This is a genomic window from Marinobacter azerbaijanicus, from assembly GCF_030250645.1.
Taxonomy (GTDB): Bacteria; Pseudomonadota; Gammaproteobacteria; order Pseudomonadales; family Oleiphilaceae; genus Marinobacter; species Marinobacter azerbaijanicus.
This window is the reverse complement of sequence record NZ_JASSVS010000002.1, coordinates 65,534-81,606: the sequence shown is the minus strand read 5'-3', so window position 1 is coordinate 81,606 and position 16,073 is coordinate 65,534. Positions and strand designations below refer to the sequence as shown.

Annotated in this window: 11 protein-coding genes; 5 read left to right on the top strand and 6 right to left on the bottom strand. The window is 58.9% G+C overall.

Annotated elements, in window-relative coordinates; translation table 11 throughout:
• Nucleotides 1-43 precede the first annotated feature (43 nt).
• The 3 genes from QPM17_RS03885 (at nt 44) to QPM17_RS03875 (ending at nt 5,874) form a co-directional block, all read left to right on the top strand.
• The gene (locus tag QPM17_RS03885; RefSeq protein WP_285388940.1) at nt 44-1,957 is read left to right on the top strand and encodes a PHA/PHB synthase family protein; all 1,914 of its coding nucleotides are present in this window, start codon (nt 44-46) and stop codon (nt 1,955-1,957) included.
• Nucleotides 1,958-2,074: 117 nt separating this feature from the next.
• Nucleotides 2,075-3,196: a metallophosphoesterase family protein gene (locus tag QPM17_RS03880; protein ID WP_285388939.1), complete on the top strand. Its 1,122-nt coding sequence runs from the start codon at nt 2,075-2,077 to the stop codon at nt 3,194-3,196.
• Nucleotides 3,193-5,874, top strand: a complete 2,682-nt coding sequence (locus tag QPM17_RS03875; RefSeq protein WP_285388938.1) for an AAA family ATPase — start codon at nt 3,193-3,195, stop codon at nt 5,872-5,874. Before QPM17_RS03880 ends, QPM17_RS03875 begins: the two co-directional genes overlap by 4 nt.
• A gap of 238 nt (nt 5,875-6,112) precedes the next feature.
• Here QPM17_RS03875 and QPM17_RS03870 read toward each other — a convergent pair whose 3' ends face one another.
• The gene (locus tag QPM17_RS03870) at nt 6,113-7,042 is read right to left on the bottom strand and encodes a TerB family tellurite resistance protein (protein ID WP_285388937.1); all 930 of its coding nucleotides are present in this window, start codon (nt 7,040-7,042) and stop codon (nt 6,113-6,115) included.
• Nucleotides 7,043-7,109: 67 nt separating this feature from the next.
• The gene (locus tag QPM17_RS03865) at nt 7,110-7,298 is read right to left on the bottom strand and encodes a YgaP family membrane protein (protein ID WP_285388935.1); all 189 of its coding nucleotides are present in this window, start codon (nt 7,296-7,298) and stop codon (nt 7,110-7,112) included.
• A 116-nt stretch (nt 7,299-7,414) separates the two neighbouring features.
• Here QPM17_RS03865 and QPM17_RS03860 point away from each other — a divergent pair, with 116 nt between their 5' ends.
• Both QPM17_RS03860 and QPM17_RS03855 read left to right on the top strand, forming a co-directional pair.
• Nucleotides 7,415-8,053 carry a Crp/Fnr family transcriptional regulator gene (locus QPM17_RS03860; RefSeq protein ID WP_285388933.1) on the top strand — a complete coding sequence of 213 codons (639 nt, stop codon included), beginning with the start codon at nt 7,415-7,417 and terminating at the stop codon, nt 8,051-8,053.
• A 276-nt stretch (nt 8,054-8,329) separates the two neighbouring features.
• Nucleotides 8,330-8,710 (top strand): fibronectin type III domain-containing protein, encoded by a 381-nt coding sequence (locus QPM17_RS03855; RefSeq protein WP_285388931.1) that lies wholly within the window; start codon nt 8,330-8,332, stop codon nt 8,708-8,710.
• 28 nt (nt 8,711-8,738) lie between these two features.
• Here the strand turns inward: QPM17_RS03855 and QPM17_RS03850 are convergent, their stop codons facing one another.
• The 4 genes from QPM17_RS03850 to QPM17_RS03835 form a co-directional block, all read right to left on the bottom strand.
• The gene (locus QPM17_RS03850; RefSeq protein ID WP_285388930.1) at nt 8,739-11,306 is read right to left on the bottom strand and encodes a CHASE2 domain-containing protein; all 2,568 of its coding nucleotides are present in this window, start codon (nt 11,304-11,306) and stop codon (nt 8,739-8,741) included.
• A gap of 45 nt (nt 11,307-11,351) precedes the next feature.
• Complete coding sequence (locus QPM17_RS03845; RefSeq protein WP_285388929.1) at nt 11,352-12,989, bottom strand: FecR domain-containing protein; 1,638 nt, start codon at nt 12,987-12,989, stop codon at nt 11,352-11,354.
• A gap of 1 nt (nt 12,990) precedes the next feature.
• A complete protein-coding gene (locus tag QPM17_RS03840) occupies nt 12,991-13,716 on the bottom strand; it encodes a response regulator transcription factor (RefSeq protein WP_285388928.1) in 726 nt (241 codons plus the stop codon).
• A gap of 117 nt (nt 13,717-13,833) precedes the next feature.
• The gene (locus QPM17_RS03835) at nt 13,834-15,999 is read right to left on the bottom strand and encodes a DNA topoisomerase III (RefSeq protein WP_285388927.1); all 2,166 of its coding nucleotides are present in this window, start codon (nt 15,997-15,999) and stop codon (nt 13,834-13,836) included.
• Nucleotides 16,000-16,073: the final 74 nt, after the last annotated feature.

Here is a 16,073-nt window from a genome sequence, read left to right as displayed (position 1 = left end):
TGCTTTCAACAATCGAGTAGCGGTGAACCGAGGGAATGTGTCCATGTCTACCAAGCCTGCCAAGTCACCTTCCGGCGTTGATGAACAACCACAAACGGTTCCCAAAGCCCTGGTCAGTGCGGGGACGCACGGCGCCCACCTGCTCACACGCTCGGTTCTAAGGCGCCTGAAAGGCGGACGGCCCAATCCGGTCAGCCTCAAGAGCATGGCGAAACCCTTCGTCCGCTTCACCATGAAATTTGCCACTCAACCGGATGCGGTTATTACCTCCCAGATGCGCCTGGTGCAGAACACCGCCATCCTGAGTGGAGGTGCGGCAATGAGCCTGATCAGCCGGGAACCGATGCGAGTGGTGGCGCCTGAACGAGGCGATGGTCGCTTCAAGGACATTGCCTGGACCGATCGCACCTACTTCAACTTTATCCAACAGGCCTACCTGATGTCGGATCGGTGGATCAGGGACACCATAGAGGATGTCCGGGGGCTTGATGATCACGACCGCCACAAAGTCCGCTTTTTCACCAGCCAGGTCACCGCTGCACTGTCGCCCAGCAACTTTGTGGTGACCAACCCCGAAGTGCTGCGGGAAACCGTAGACAGCCGTGGGCGCAACCTCGTGCGTGGCCTCGCCAACTTTCTACGGGATCTTGACGAAGCCGAAGGCCAGCTGTCCTTCAGAATGACGGACCCGCAGGCCTTTGAGGTTGGCGAGAACCTGGCGGATACGCCGGGCGATGTCATCTACCAGAATGATCTGATGCAACTGATCCAGTACCGGCCAACAACGGAAACCGTGCATCGCCGGCCACTTCTCGTGGTGCCACCCTGGATCAACAAGTATTACATCCTGGACCTGGGCGCGAAAAAGTCGTTCATCCGCTACTGGGTCGAGAAGGGACATACGGTTTTTGTCATTTCCTGGGTTAACCCTGGAAAGGAACATGCCAACAAGGGCTTCGAGGACTACATGCTAGAGGGCCCGGTGGCGGCCCTGGACGCCATCGAGAAGGCCACTGGCGAGAGCGAGGTCAACGCCGTCGGTTACTGCATTGGCGGGACATTACTCGGTAGTGCGCTCGCCTGGCTGGCCGCCCGCGGTGATGACCGGGTGAAAAGCGCCACCTTCCTGAACAGCATGCTGGATTTCTCAGACGTTGGCGATATTGCGGTCTTCATCGACGAAGACATGATCAGCAAGATGGAAAAGGCCATGAAAAAGCAGGGCTATCTCGATGGCACCTCCATGGCAACAGCCTTCAACATGCTGCGCGCCAACAGCCTGATCTGGTCCTTTTTTATCAACAATTACCTGCTGGGCCGCGATACGCCGCCCTTCGACCTGTTGTACTGGAACTCCGACTCCACCCGGCTACCGGGGGCCATGCACAGCTTTTACCTGCGCAATATGTATCTTGAGAATCGCCTGTGCGAACCCGGCGGAATCACCCTCGCCGGAACGCCGATCGACCTGGGTCAGGTCAAAGTGCCCGCCTATTTCGCCTCGGCCATTGAAGATCACATTGCCCCCTGGGTGTCCTGCTACAAGGGATCACGCTACCTGGGCGGGCCGGTTCGCTTCGTATTGGGTGGTTCCGGCCACATTGCCGGTATCATCAACCCGCCCTACAAGCATAAATATGGGTATCGGATTAATGAAAACAGCGACCTGACGCCGGATGAATGGCTCGCCGGAGCCGAAGAATTCGAAGGCTCCTGGTGGCCGGACTGGGTCAGGTGGGCCGAACAGTTCGGTGGTGGTGAGGTACCTGCGAGAAAGCCGGGAGAGGGGGAATTGCCAGTCATAGAGCCTGCCCCTGGCTCATACGTGCGCAATGAGCCCGCGCCGCCGGCTCCTCCACAACGCAAACCCAGAGCCGCCAGACGGAAAACCTCCAAGCCTGCAGCGGCAAAAACAACCCAACGCCAGAGAAATCGCAAGCCAGTAAAAGCGGTCTGATCCCGAGCTCACTGTTTTTGCGACATTATTTGTCGCAGACTGTCGGTACGATACATGTTACAAAGTTCACGGCGGCTGAAAGAGGCCGCCGTTTCGTACTGATCCGGGGAAGGTGAAATGCCCACGTTTTTACATACGGCAGACTGGCAGATGGGGCGGGCGTTCAGCCGCTTCGAAACAGAAGACGGCGCAGCTCTGGTTGAGGCCCGGTTCGAGGCTATAGAAAAACTCGCACGACTGGCCAAGGAGCACCAATGCGACGCTGTGCTGGTGGCTGGGGATGTCTTTGACGCCCAGACCGTCGCCGACCGGACCATTCGCCGCGTATTCAACGCCACCAGAGAATTCACTGGCCCCTGGGTCATGCTGCCCGGAAACCACGATGCGGCGCTCGCGGAAAGCGTCTGGACCAGGGCCAGGCGGCTCGCTGCGGTACCAGACAACGTCCATCTCGCGCTGGAGCCCGGCGTAATCAACCTTGAGCACCAGGGCCTGGCAATCCTCTGCGCCCCTCTGACGCAGCGCAACACCTACAGCGACCTCACCGAAGCCTTCGACACCTGGGAAACGCCTGACGGCCTTGCCCGAATTGGCCTTGCCCACGGCAGCGTGCAGGGCTTGCTGCCGGACGAGATTGACTCCACCAACCCCATACTACCCAACCGTGCGCAAACAGCGCGGCTGGACTATCTCGCACTGGGGGACTGGCACGGTACCAGGCAGATTGACGAACGCACCTGGTACAGCGGCACACCGGAGCCGGAACGGTTCCGCAACAACGAGGCCGGCTACGCCCTGATCGTTAACGTGCCCGGGCCGAGAGAAACACCCGGTGTAACCCCGGTAGAAACCGCCCGCTACCAGTGGCACCAGTGGCGGGAAACCCTGACCGTTGAATCCGACCTGGACCGGCTGCTGGACAGGCTAAAGGCATTGCCGGAGCCCTCGGTGGTTGACCTTCGCCTGGAGGGTGCGGTCACCCTGGCTGGTGAAGAGAAGCTGATCAATGCGCTGTCCGTGGCTGAGGCCAGGTTCCGCAGCATCCAGTGCGATCGCAGCGGATTGCAGCTGGAACCCACCGACGATGACATCGCCGCCCTGAAAGCGGACGGCTACGTAGGAGAAGTGATCGAACATCTCAGGACCAGGCAGCAGGACGACGATGCCCAGGCCGCACGGGATGCACTGGCTATCCTGGCAGGGCTGCTGAAAGACCGGAAACAGGAGGCCAGCGAATGAAACTCCGCAGACTTCAGGTGGAGCAGCTTCGCCAGTTCCGGCAGCCATTTGTGATGGACGACCTGCAACCGGGCCTCAACTTGATCCACGGCCCCAACGAGTCCGGCAAGAGCACCCTGGTGCGGGCCATTCGCGCCGCCTTTTTCGAGCGCTACCGCACCAGCTCCGTCGATGACCTGCGGCCCTGGGGCGACTCTGCCGCAGCCCCGACCATCACCCTGGACTTTGAGGCCCAACAGAAGTCCTGGCACCTGGTAAAGAGCTTCCTTCAGCGCAAACGCTGCGATCTCAGGATTGATTCAACCAGCTACAGTGAAGACGAGGCTGAAGAAAAACTCGCGGAACTGCTTGGTTTCCAGTTCTCCGCCAAGGGTGTCAGCAAGCCTGAGCACTGGGGTGTGCCCGGTCTGCTCTGGGTTGAACAGGGCACCGGCCAGAACATCGAGCAGGCGGTGGAGCATGCCGGAGACCACCTGAAGTCCGCGCTCAATTCCCTGGTTGGCGAAGTGGCCAGCACTGGCGGCGACGAATTGATCGAACAGGTCAAAACCCGCTGGAGTGAATTGTTCACCCCCAAGGGAAAGCCCCGTGGCGATTACCAGAAACTGGAGCAGGAACGGGAAGAACACCAGCAGGAAATCGATGAACTCCAGGCCCGCATCCAGAAATACCAGGAGCAGGTAGACCGCCTTGGCAAACTGACCCGGGAATACGAGCGCACCCAGCAGGAACGCCCCTGGGAAGAGGCCGAGCGGCAGCTTGAACAGGCCAAGGAACGGTACCGACAGGTCGAAAAACTGGAGCAGCAGCAGGCCCAGGAAAAAGAGATCCTCAATCACCTGCAGAGCAGGCAGCAACTGTTACGGCAGAACCAGGAACAACTGGAAAGCCTGAACAGAAAACTGGATGTGCGTAAAGCAGAGCTGGAAAGAGCCCAACGGGAACTGGATCAGGCCGAGGCCCGCAGCCCGTCAATTGCCAGCAGCGTTCAGCAAGCAAAATCCGCTTATGAAGCAGCCGCAAAACAGGTCGAACAGGCCCGCCTGCAGGAAACCCGCTCCCGACTGGAGCAGGACATCCAGCGGTTGGACCAGCAGAACCGGACGCTGACCCAGAACCTGGAGAAAGCCCGGCAGTACGAGCAGGAACTGGAAAAAGCGAGAGAACAGGCGCGGCAGAACCAGATTGATGCCCGGGCCGTGAAAGCCCTGAAAGACACAGAGCACCAACTGAAAGAAGAGAACATCCGCTCGCAAACCATTGCCACCCGCCTGACCTGGGAGCTTGAGCCGGATGCCAGGCTGGTACTGAATGACGAGCCTCTGGAAGGGCGGGGCGATCGGCAGCTGCTGGAGGATTCCAGCCTGGAGATACCGGGTGTCGGCACACTAGGAATTACCCCCGGCGGCGAAGACCTGGCGAGTACCCGCCGCAGGCTTTCCACCCTTGAGCAGGGCCTGACCGAACAGATGAAAACCCTGGGGGTGGACTCCGTCCAGCAGGCGGAGCATCGCTTGGTGGCGTATGAGGCTGCAGAAAGGACGCTGCAACACACCCGGGAACTGCTGAAATCCGTTGCGCCGGTGGGCAATGATCAGCTGCTGGCGGACCAGAAAGAAACTCTCTCCCAGCTGCAGAAAGCAAAGACCGAATTGCACAACAGCCCGGCGCCGGAGCCAGCCCAGTCCCGGGTAACCGACGTTGCTTCAGCGGAAGCCGGGCGCGCCCAGGCCGAGACCCGTCTGGCCGAAGCCGAGGCCCAGGAGCGGAAGCACCAGACCGAGCTTCTGACTCGCCGCCAGACCAGAGACAATGCCAAAGCCGAGTGGCAACAGCTACTGGACGAAGTGCAAAACCCGGAGCGCCAGAAACAATTCCAGACACTCTCAAAAGAGCTGGCTGACATCGAAGAGAAACAGGGCCGCCTGGAAGCCACACTGCAAGCCCGTGAACAGGAAATAGCACAGGCTCGCCCGGAGATCCTGAAACAGGACATCGAACGTTACCAGCGTAGCATCAACAACCTGCGCCAGACCCAGGAAGAGCGGCAACGGGAGCTCAGGGATATACAGGTCAGGCTGGAAGCCTGGGGCGCCGAAGGCCTGGAAGAACAGCGCAACGACAAAGTGGCCGAGCTTGAACAGTGCAACCGACGCTACCAGGAACTGCGCCGCCGCGCTCAGGCGCTGGACTTGCTGCTCACCCTGCTGACCGAAAAACGGCAGGCACTGACCCGCCGACTGCAGGCCCCCTTGCAAAAGCACCTGGACCACTACCTCTCCCTGCTGTTCCCCCAGGCCACCCTGGAAGTGGATGAACACCTCAGGCCCGGCACATTCACACGGGGAACCGAACTTGGGCAGATCAACGAACTAAGCTTCGGTGCCCGCGAACAGATGGGGCTGATCAGCCGCCTGGCCTACGCAGACCTGCTGCGCGAAGCTGGAAGGCCCACCCTGGTGATACTGGACGACACGCTGGTACACAGCGACACAGACCGCCTGGACGACATGAAGCGCATCCTGTTCGACGCAGCCAACCGCCACCAGATACTGCTGTTTACCTGCCATCCGGAAAAATGGAGTGACCTGGGAGTGGTGCCTAGGGATATTCTGGCGATGAAAGAGCAGGGTTTGCGATTGACCTCGTCGGAATCTTTAACTGGAAGCTCGCAATGAAACATTACTGCCCATCTTGCGCTGTTAATGAATCGTCAGACCAAGGTAAGCACTGGCTTGAGAGTCGTTACCAGCCGGATGGCTACAATATCGGTATGAATTGTGGAACGGCGGCAGGGCAGACGGGATAGGGGTTTTGGCACTACAAAGTCAGACCCGGCCAGCAAAATCCCTATGAACAATTGTCAAGAGGATTGTCGTGTTAGTGAATAATGCGATGGCGGAGTAATGTCTCGGTTCACTGGTCTTTCGATCGCAGTCGGGATAGCTTCTCACGTGATTTGGTCTTTAATCGTTGCAGTCTTTGCTTTGTACCAACAAGCCCTGAACCAAGTCCGTTCACCGTGGATTTACCAAAGCGGGAAACCTGCTCCACGCTGGCCCTGGCTGTCTCTGACAGGTTTGCGGTGATCGAATTGATCTCTTCAAATATGGCTTCCACCCTCTCGATGGCCACTTTCTCGCGCTTATCCAGGTTGCCGTCTGCTTCTGCTATGCCGCGCAGGAAGGTGATGATCTCTTTCGACATAGAGCGATAGTTGCAGTCCGGGTTGGTCTTTTTAAAGCGGGCCAGTTGTTCGGTGATTTCTTCTACCGAGTATTGGTCTGAATGTTCCTCTATCAGTCTCAGGCCCTGTTGAACGAAGAGTGGGTCATACCCCCATTCTTCGACAAAATAGCGTGTGATGAAGTCACGCTCTTCCTGGACGAACTCTCCGTCAATCCTGGCAAGCTTTATTCCGAGAGTCGCAATCATGTCGAAGAGGCCGGTAGCCAGAACATCCATCGGGGTATTGATAAAGTCGGGGATCTGTTTAACCCGATCAGAGGAGCCTCTTACAAATCGCTTGCCGATGATCAGGCTCAGGCCCGCGCCGGCTACGCCAGCACCTATCGCCCAGCCCACCGGGGTGACTGCTGTTCCAATGCCCAGTGCTCCAAGGAATCCTGAAGGGGCGAAAAACGTAGATGCGACCAGGGACGATTTTGCAAACAGGAAACCGGTGGTCGCTCCGTTGGCTGCATCAACGCTATCCAGGAGGTATTTTTTCAGGCGCAGGGAGGAATAGGCCTGATCACCAATGTCGAGTTTCAGCTTGAACCGCAAGGGGTCACGAACAACGGTCTGGACATCCTGCATGCCGTCGCTGGATTCGAATTGAGCCATGCTTCCTGTTCCTTAACACAAAAAGGCAGATCCGGGGATTATGATCTGCCTTTTTGCGTTCGGATGTCTACTGGTTCTTGCAGGTCTTGATGCCAATCAGCGAGTAAGCCGGGCAGTTACCCATCAGCGCTGTTGCCAGCGGGATGATGCCAATCCAGCCCCAGGCTGTTTGCGGCCCCACGAATACCAGTGCCAGTAGTACAACACCAACAATGGCTCGTATAGTGCGGTCGGCTGTTCCCATGTTTCTGGTCATCTCTCATTCTCCCTTGGTGATGTCAGGTAATGACCCGATGGTAGAGCAGCGTTACCAGTGACTTCAGTGATAAAGTCACATTCAACCCCTATTTGCCGCCAGACAGGATCCGTTTCATGGCCCGTCATAGCATTCTCGATATTCTGAACGATACCCTTCGCAAGGAAACCCTGGAAAAAGTCCGGGTGATGCAGTTTCCGGCCGGGCAGGTTCTGTTCAGCGCGGGGCAGAACTGCCAGGGGCTTCCGCTGGTGCTGGGTGGCAGAATAAAAGTGCAGATGACTGGCGTGTCCGGCCACAGCATTGTTCTGTACCGGATGGAGGCGGACGACATCTGTACGCTGTCTATCGGTTGCCTGATGACCGGGCGCGCTTACCGTGCTGAGGCGGTGGTGGAGGAAGGCGCCGAGGCTGTGATGATTCCCCGAGGGGTGTTTGATCGCCTGATGGACCAGTCTGCGGGTTTCCGGCTGGGGATCATGGAGTCCTATGGCCGCCGGCTGGATGACCTGATGTTACTGGTGGAAGAGGTTGCCTTCCGTCGCATGGATCAGCGGCTGGAAGAGTGGCTGCTGGGGCGTGCGGCAAGGGGGGCGGTGGTCATTACCCATCAGGAACTGGCGGTCGAGCTCGGTACTGCCAGGGAGGTGGTCAGCCGCCTGCTGAAAGAGCTGGAAAGGCGCAATATGGTGCGCCTGTCCCGTGGCAGAATTGAGGTGACAGGCCTGCTGGACCGCCAGCATCGCGCCAGGTAGACCACTCTCACCCGGAAACCATATCTCCGCAATCAATGCAAACCCTCTCCCACCCGTTTTTCTGAAAGATTCATACTTTGGTCTCGAAAATTCCCTCCCGTTTATTTCTGGCGGGCAAAAAATTGCCCAGTTATCAGTAGTTTCCACGACTACATTACCGTTGCCTGTCGAAAAATTGACAAATTTTTAACTGGCACGATGACACCCTTCACATCGATACTCGCCGGCGTTTTATACAATTTCACAAATTCGACGGGATATTGGTGTTTAAAGCCTATGAAACGCGTCATTAAAATGTCAAAGGCATGGATAGCCGCGTTTGCAATGGGAGTCGTGCTTACAGGCTGTGGAGGGGGATCATCCGATAGTTCTGCTCAGGGCGGCCAGTATGGCGAGCATTCTGCGTCGCTTAGCTGGAATGCGCCAGCAACCCGCGCGAATGGCGAGGGCATAAAGATGGGCGAGCTGTCCGGTTATGTCATCAGCTACGGCCAGAACCCTGAGGAGCTTACTGAAGCTGTCCGGATTGATGACGCCAATATTATGGAGTACACCATTGGCAATCTGGATTACGGTACCTGGTATTTCACTATTCAGGTGGAAGATGTTGATGGCCTGGTAAGTGCGCCTTCAGAACAGGTGAGTAAAACAATCTGATGGATCATGGTGTCTATCGGCCTTGCTGTTACCCCAGATGGAGCGTTACCGGTAATTTCAGGGTAAAGGCCGAACCTTCCCCCAAACGGGAATGAACGTGGATCTCACCGCGGTGCTTCTCAACCACAACGTTGACAAATGAGAGCCCGAGACCCGTGCCATGGTTGCCCGAAAGCTCGCTGCTTTTCTGGCGCCGGTAGCGGTCAAACAGATGGGGGAGTTCTTCTGGCGCAATGCCTTCACCTTCATCACTTACGGTCAGACATGCCTGATGGCCGGCCTGGAATACCTGAATATGAATGGTGGACTCCGGTGGGCTGTACTGCACCGCGTTGGTCAGCAGGTTGATGACCGCCCGTTCCAGCAACTCCGCGTTACCTCTTAACCACAGATCCTCGGTTCCCTGCAGCACCAGGTGGATGCCTTTCTCTGCAGCCTGCTCGCTGACGCTGTCTCTGGCATTTTCCACAATGGCCAGGAACTCGCATTCGTAGAAGCGTGTTTCCGTCAACTGCTCGGCCCTGGCCAGTTGCACGAACTCTTCCGCCAGGTGATAGCTGCGCCTGGCCAGCTTGCCCAGTTGCTCAAGCTGCTCCGGCTCCACCTGGCCGCCGTTTCTTTTCAGTTGTTCAATCAATGCCAGCTGTGACACCAGAGGCGAGCGCACGTCATGGGAGATAAAGTCGATGGCTTCCCGGTGCTGGCGCTGTTGTTCGCGCAATTCGGAAATGTCGGAGATGTTGGCAATGATGCCACTCTGGTCGCTGTCCGGCAGGGAAAACGGTGCAAAGTGGATGAGGAAGTCCTTGTTGTGAATGCGCAGGTCCACGGTGCGGCTCTGGGTCAGGGTCAGGGTCTCTGACACGGTTTCATGCCAGGGAGGGGTCTCTCGCGGGTCGTGACCTTCCAGAAGTCGGGCCAGGGGCATGCCATTGAGGCTGGGCATGGGTTCGCGGAACCATTCCTCGATATGGCCGTTGGCAAAGCGGATGACCCCCAGTTCGTCAGTAACAATAATGCCATCGGGCATGCGCTCAAAGCTTCGGCGTATGAATTTCTGCATCTGGCTCATACGCTCGGTGGCCAGCCGCACGCGTTCAATGCGGGCTGAAATGTTCTCCCTCGGACGGGGCTCGTCGGTCGGTCTGTTGATGGCGGCAAGAGGCAGGCGGCGCAGATATCGCTGGGTTGCAACACGGCTCAGGTCGTTGGGCAGTTCAAGACCCAGTTTGTAGGTAAGTCCGCCGCGGGTCAGGCTGATCCAGCTCTGGCCGCCGATGTGAACCCATTCACCAGGCTTCTCCAGCGGTGGAATATCGGACTCCGTCAGCCCGGAGGCGCTGATAATTTCATCACCCTCGGCCAGCAGCCAGCCCTCGGGCTGGAACAGGGCCTGGAAGTGACTGAGCAGTTGCGGCGGATGCCTGCGTGAGGGCTCCTGCAGGGTCATAGTGGGCCCTCGCGCCAGCTCGTCCAGTTGCCGGTTAAGGAAGCGATTGGTCATGGCCAGCCGCAGGGCGCTGGACACCGGTAAGGCCAGCAGCGGGATGATGACGGCATGGGATACCGGCAGCCACAGCCGCGCGTACAACAGCAGCAACCCGTGTGCCAGTGCCAGGACCCCCACGCAGCCCAGGCACAGGATAATGCTCCTGGTCGGCCTCATGCGGGGCAGGGCAATGGCCAGAAAAATAATCACAGCAATGGCCAGGCCAATGGCCGTGGTGGTTGAGATCTTCGAGATCAGCTCGCCCTGCACCAGTGCGGAGTAGTTGTTGGCGTGGAATTCCACGCCGGACATGGGTTGATGAAGCCCGGAAAAAGGCGTGGGCAGGATGTCACCGAATCCGGGCGCCGTGGCGCCGATAAAGACTGTCTTGTCCCGGAAGATTTCCGGTGCCGGGGGGCGTTCCAGTACCCCGGTGTAGGACCAGGTTGGCAGCGTGCCGGCACCACCGGCCAGTGGGATGGCCCTGTAGTGGTGCCTTGCATTGGTATAGGGTGGCACCTCGCCCTGGTCTATCGATGGCAGCGTCTTGCCGGAGGCCGCCAGGGCCAGGCTGGGCCATAGCTGGTCTCCAAGCCCGTTCAGCAGGTAAACCCCCCGCGCCAATCCGTCTTGGTCCAGCTCTACATGGGCGTGGCCCAGTGCCGATGCAGCGGCTGCCAGTTCCGGAACCGGCAGCTGTTCGCTGATCAGGTAATTGCGGGATGGTGGCGACAGATGGAGCGGTAGGATGACGTTGCCGTGCTCGCGCATCGCCATTGCCAGTTCGGGATCGTCCGGCGATGGTTCCGGGAAAAGAATATCGAAGACGATGGTTTTTGCGCCTGCGTCGTGCAGCTTTTCAATCAGTCGGGCGTGTGTGGCGCGCGGCCAGGGCCAGCGGCCGAGCCGGTCCACGCTGAGTTCGTCGATGGCGACGAGTACAACGTCGTCAGAGGCTTCTGCCGGGCTGGCAGTAATCAGGGTGTCGTAAAGCCAGAAGTCCACCCTCTCGGGAACGGCAGTAGCCTGCAGTAGAAGCAGTATGGTCAATAGTGGCAGGCCCAGTGTCCACGGGGTTGTTTTAATTGGAAGCCAGTTCCGCGTCATGAGGCCTGCTGTTTGATATCGGGGTGCAATAGGGTGTCCACTGGACTACTCCAGGAACAATTCCCTCCCTGGTCCCCAACGGCTTTCAAGAGGGCCATCAGAAAGGGCTTTCAGGCGCACAAAATACCGCCTTCCGGGAATCAGGCGCAAGGCCGCCGTGGTATCCGATAGAGTCGCCTCTTTGATAATGTTGTTGAAGCGGGGCTCTTCGGAGAGCTGGAGGCGGTATTCGGCAGCGGTGTCCACCTTCTGCCAGAACACCCGCACCTGGCTGTCCACATAGTTCACGCTGATGATGCGCGCCGGCGGAAGTGTGCCGTTAACGATGAACGGGCGTGTCTCACTGGTGGCCACGGAATTGCCTCCGGCTTCGGTCACCACGCGCCAGTAATATTGCCCCGGCGACAGCGGTCGTGATGGCAGTGCACTCTGATCCGGCGCCCATTCACTGGTGGCAACCAGGTTGCCGAAGTCCTGGTCTTCCGCAATTTCTACCCGGCCCACTTCGTTCTCGCCCCGGAACTGCCAGCGGAACTCCGGCATGTCATCGTTAACGGCGGCACCGGCCTCCGGTTGCTCCAGGGTGGCTGTTCGGGCCTGGAGGTCAACCTCCACGTCAATGATGCCTGGCATACCAGCAATGCCACGGCTATCCAGCGCGGCCAGGTGAATGTCGTAGCGGCCGTTGTCCAGCAGATCCACGTTGAAACTGTCCCCATTCACCCGGCTGCTGTCCATCCAGCGGCCGGTTTCCGCATCGAATATATCCACGCGGTGGGTACTGGCGCCATTGGATTGCCAGCTCAGTTCGGCCGGAAGCTGTTTCAGCTGGGGCGGAAATGGATTGATGGTTGGTGCCGGAGGCAGCTGGCGAATGTTCATGCCGCCAACGCCAACCGTGGAAACGGTGGCGCTGTAGCCGGCCGGGATGCGGCGGGTTTTCCCGGGAGGACCAAAAGACACCGCCCCTTCGGTAACACGGACATCGGTTCTGCCGGGTGCGGTTCGCAGGGTAAACATGGTGCCCCTGACAGCTGCCACGGCAGACGGTGTTTCGATCTCGAATCGTGAACCACCTTCAATGATCGGTTTTACCTGGGTTTCGATCTCTCCGCGATTCAGGCGCAGCCTGGTGTCCACCATGCCGGACTTGCCGTACTGGGTCAGGCGGTTGAAGGCCAGGCGTGAATTCGGGGCAATTCTGACGATCGAGCCGTCCGCCAGCTCGACAGTGGCGGTACCCGAGTGGGAGAGTATCTCGTCCCCGACACGGACCAGCATGTCGTCGGTCAGCGGGCGCTTGCGACCGTCGTTGCCGGAGATCAACTGCACCTGGCCTACAACCGAGCGGGCCCGGGCCGGATCCGGCTGACGCTGGAGCCAGGCAAGCGGGATACGCAGGCTGTCGCCACTGCCTATCGTGGCCGGATTGTCGATGCCGTTATGCTGGAGCAGGCGGCTTGCCGATATGTTTCTTGCAAGCAGCGTGCTGGCCAGTTCATCAAAACTTTCGCCCGGCCGGACGGTATACACCCATTCGGGAACCGGAGTTGACTCGGTCAGGCCAGAGCCCGCCTGGGAACCACGGGTAATGGATAGCTCGGCCTGTGCAGGCAGCGCGATCCAACAGCTGGCCAGCAGCGCAACAAGGTGAACCAGAGTCCGGGTAGAACGTTGAATCATTTCAGGCATGTTCCGTCGCGGCTGCGTGTGCATCCGGGCCGGAAGCCTTCATGGCTTCCAGGCGGTAACCCCGCTGGTAGATGGTCTTTATCCTGAAGCCATTCTCGGGGTTGAGGCCGAGTCTGCGGCGCAGCCGGCTCATATGAGTGTCCACGGTACGGGTGTTGATATCACGGGCCAGACCCCAGACACGCTCCAGAAGCATTTCCCGGGTCAGCAACCGGCCCTGGTTCTGGAACAGAAACAGGGTCAGGTCGAAGTCCTTGTCGGTGAGGGTCAGTACCTCTCCGTGAAGCGCTATGGTCCGTAGCTGGGTGTTGATTTCAAACGGGCCGTAGACCAGCACTTCCTTCTCGCTGTCAGGGTTGGTGCGGCGGGCAAGAGCGTTGATCCGCGCCACCAGTTCCGCTTCCCGGGCGGGTTTGGAGAGGTAATCATCAGCACCGGCGTCCAGCGCCCTTACGATATCGGTTTCACTGTCGCGCTGGGTCAGGAAGACAACGGGAATCTGCCAGTTAAGCTGGGCCCGTACGTGTTCCAGTACTTCTATGCCGGTCATATCGGGAATCTGCCAGTCCATCACCAGCAGATCATAGCTGCGGTGGAGTACGGCGCTCAGAAACGATTGGCCGGAGGGGAAACTGTCACAGTAATGCCCGCGCTCAGACAGAATCGACTGGATGTGCTGTGCCTGTTCGTGTTCGTCCTCAAGCAAAGCGATACGCATCAAACGTCTCCCGACATTAAAAGAAGTACTGTGAACCCCAGGCCCGGTGTGCGCTGGAGAAAAACTATTGAACATCACTTCACATTATTACAAATTCGCAATTTCGCTTCAGTGTCGTTATGTAGTATTGCGTAAACGGAGCGCAGGTGTTCCGTTGTCGTCGTCTACTGTTTGTCGGCAGCCAGGGAAATTACTGCAGCCCCAGAACCAGCCGTTTTTTCCTTTTCGGCGCACCAGTGGGGAAAAACAGTGGGGGCAGGGCACCGGTTTGTTGCTGGTGCCATCTTCAGGGGACTGATCCTCAATGGGCCGTGTGCCCTTGCAGTCCGGAAAACGGGTGCAGGCATGGAAGGCCCCGAACTTACCATCACGCCGTCGCATGGGGGCCCGGCACTTGGGGCAGTGGGGCAGGCCTTCTGCTGGCGCGGAGCTGTCGGCCTCCGGGGCCGGGCTGTTGATAAAGCCCCGGATCTGTTCCCTGAGGTCTTCCATAAATTGCTTGGGGTTGCCCTCGCCCCGGCGGATGCTCTCCAGGGTGGCTTCCCAGATTGCCGTCATGTCCGGCTTGCTGATGGATTCCGGCAGTGATTCGATCAGTGCCTTGCCCTTGGGCGTGGAGCGGATGTGGCGCTTGTCCCGGTACAGGTAGTCGCGCCGGAACAGGGTGTCGATGATGGCCGCGCGGGTGGCCTCGGTACCCAGGCCATCGGTTTCCCGCAGGGTTTTGCGTAGCTCCGGGTCGCTGACAAAGCGGGCAATATTGGTCATCGCCGACAGCAGCGTGGCATCGGTGAAATGCTGTGGCGGCTGGGTTTTCCGCTCGGCGATCTCCACCGAATCACACAATACCGGGTCGCCTTTTTCCAGGCGTGGCAGAGGCGGTTTGGCGGCCTCCTGGCGGGCCTCCCGCTGGCGTATTTCCAGGTCTTTCCAGCCCGGCTGCAGAATCGCGGTTTCAGTGGCCCTGAAGGCATGATCGCCAATCCTGATCGCCAGTTTGCCTTCCCGGTGGATAGCGTCAGCGCTGAACTGCATCAGGTAGAAACGGCTGATCAGCTCGTAGATGTTCTGTTCCGCTTCGCTCAGTCGCCCGGAAGGCGCTTGCCTGGCCGTGGGGATGATGGCGTGGTGGGCATCCACCTTTTTGTCGTTCCATGCCTCGGTGCGCCGGTTCAGGTCTGCTGCATCACAGGCGGATGCCAGCTTGCCTGCCACTTTGCCAATGGCCTGCAGCACTTTCTGGCGCTGGTCAAAATGCCCCTCTGGCAGGTAGCGGCAATCCGAGCGGGGATAGGTGATCAGCTGATGGCGTTCGTACAGACTCTGGGCAGTATCCAGTACGTCTTTCGCGCCCATGCGGAACAGCCGGCCCGCTTCGATCTGCAGGGCAGAGAGGGAAAGCGGAAGTGGCGGTGTTTCGTTGCGGTCGCGGAAGCGGGATTCCGTCACCTTCCCCGGCCGGCCTTCCACGGCGTCAGCAATCTGTCTGGCCACCTCGCCATCCAGCAGACGCTCCTCTTCATCCAGATATTGCCGGTAATCCTCCGAGGGCTGCCACTTTGCTACGAACCCCTGCTGGTCGGCGTCTTCTTCCACGGCATGGCAGTTTGCCTGAATCCGGAAGAAGGGTTTGGGCTGGAAATTTTCGATGGTGTTGTCACGCGTCACCACCAGCCCCAGCACTGGCGTTTGTACCCGTCCCACTGAGTACACGCCCTGTTCACCCTGCTGTTGATATGAAAGCGTGTAGAAGCGGGTGAGGTTGATGCCATACAGCCAGTCCGCCCGCTGGCGGGCCAGTGCGGATTGGGACAGGCGACGGAATTCCCGGTTGTCTTTCGGTGCGTCGATGGCTTTTGCCACGGCGGCGGGGGTCAGGTCGTTGATCAGGATCCTTTGCACCGGGCAGGTGGCGCCGGCGTAGCGAATCACCTCATCCACCAGTAGCTGTCCTTCCCGGTCCGGGTCGCCGGCGTGAATAATGATGTCTGCCTTGCGGATCAGCGACTCCAGCACCTTCAGCTGTTGGCGCACGCTGTCTTTGGGCATAACCTCCCATTTGTCAGGAAACAGGGGCAGGTCTTCCTGGCGCCACTTCTTCCAGCGTGGGTCGTACTGGGCGGGTTCTGCCGGTTCCAGCAGGTGGCCGATGCACCAGCTGACGGTGCAGGCACTGCTTCCTTCGCCACAACGGATCCAGCCGTTGCCCTTTTGATGGGGAGCGGGAAGAGCGGCGGCGATAGCCCGGCCCAGGCTTGGTTTTTCGGCAATATAAAGGCGCATAAGTCGGAAGCAATTTTCGGGTGGGGACGGAAGATGGCGCTTTGCCCCGATCCTGTCAAGGTAACACAGCGCTA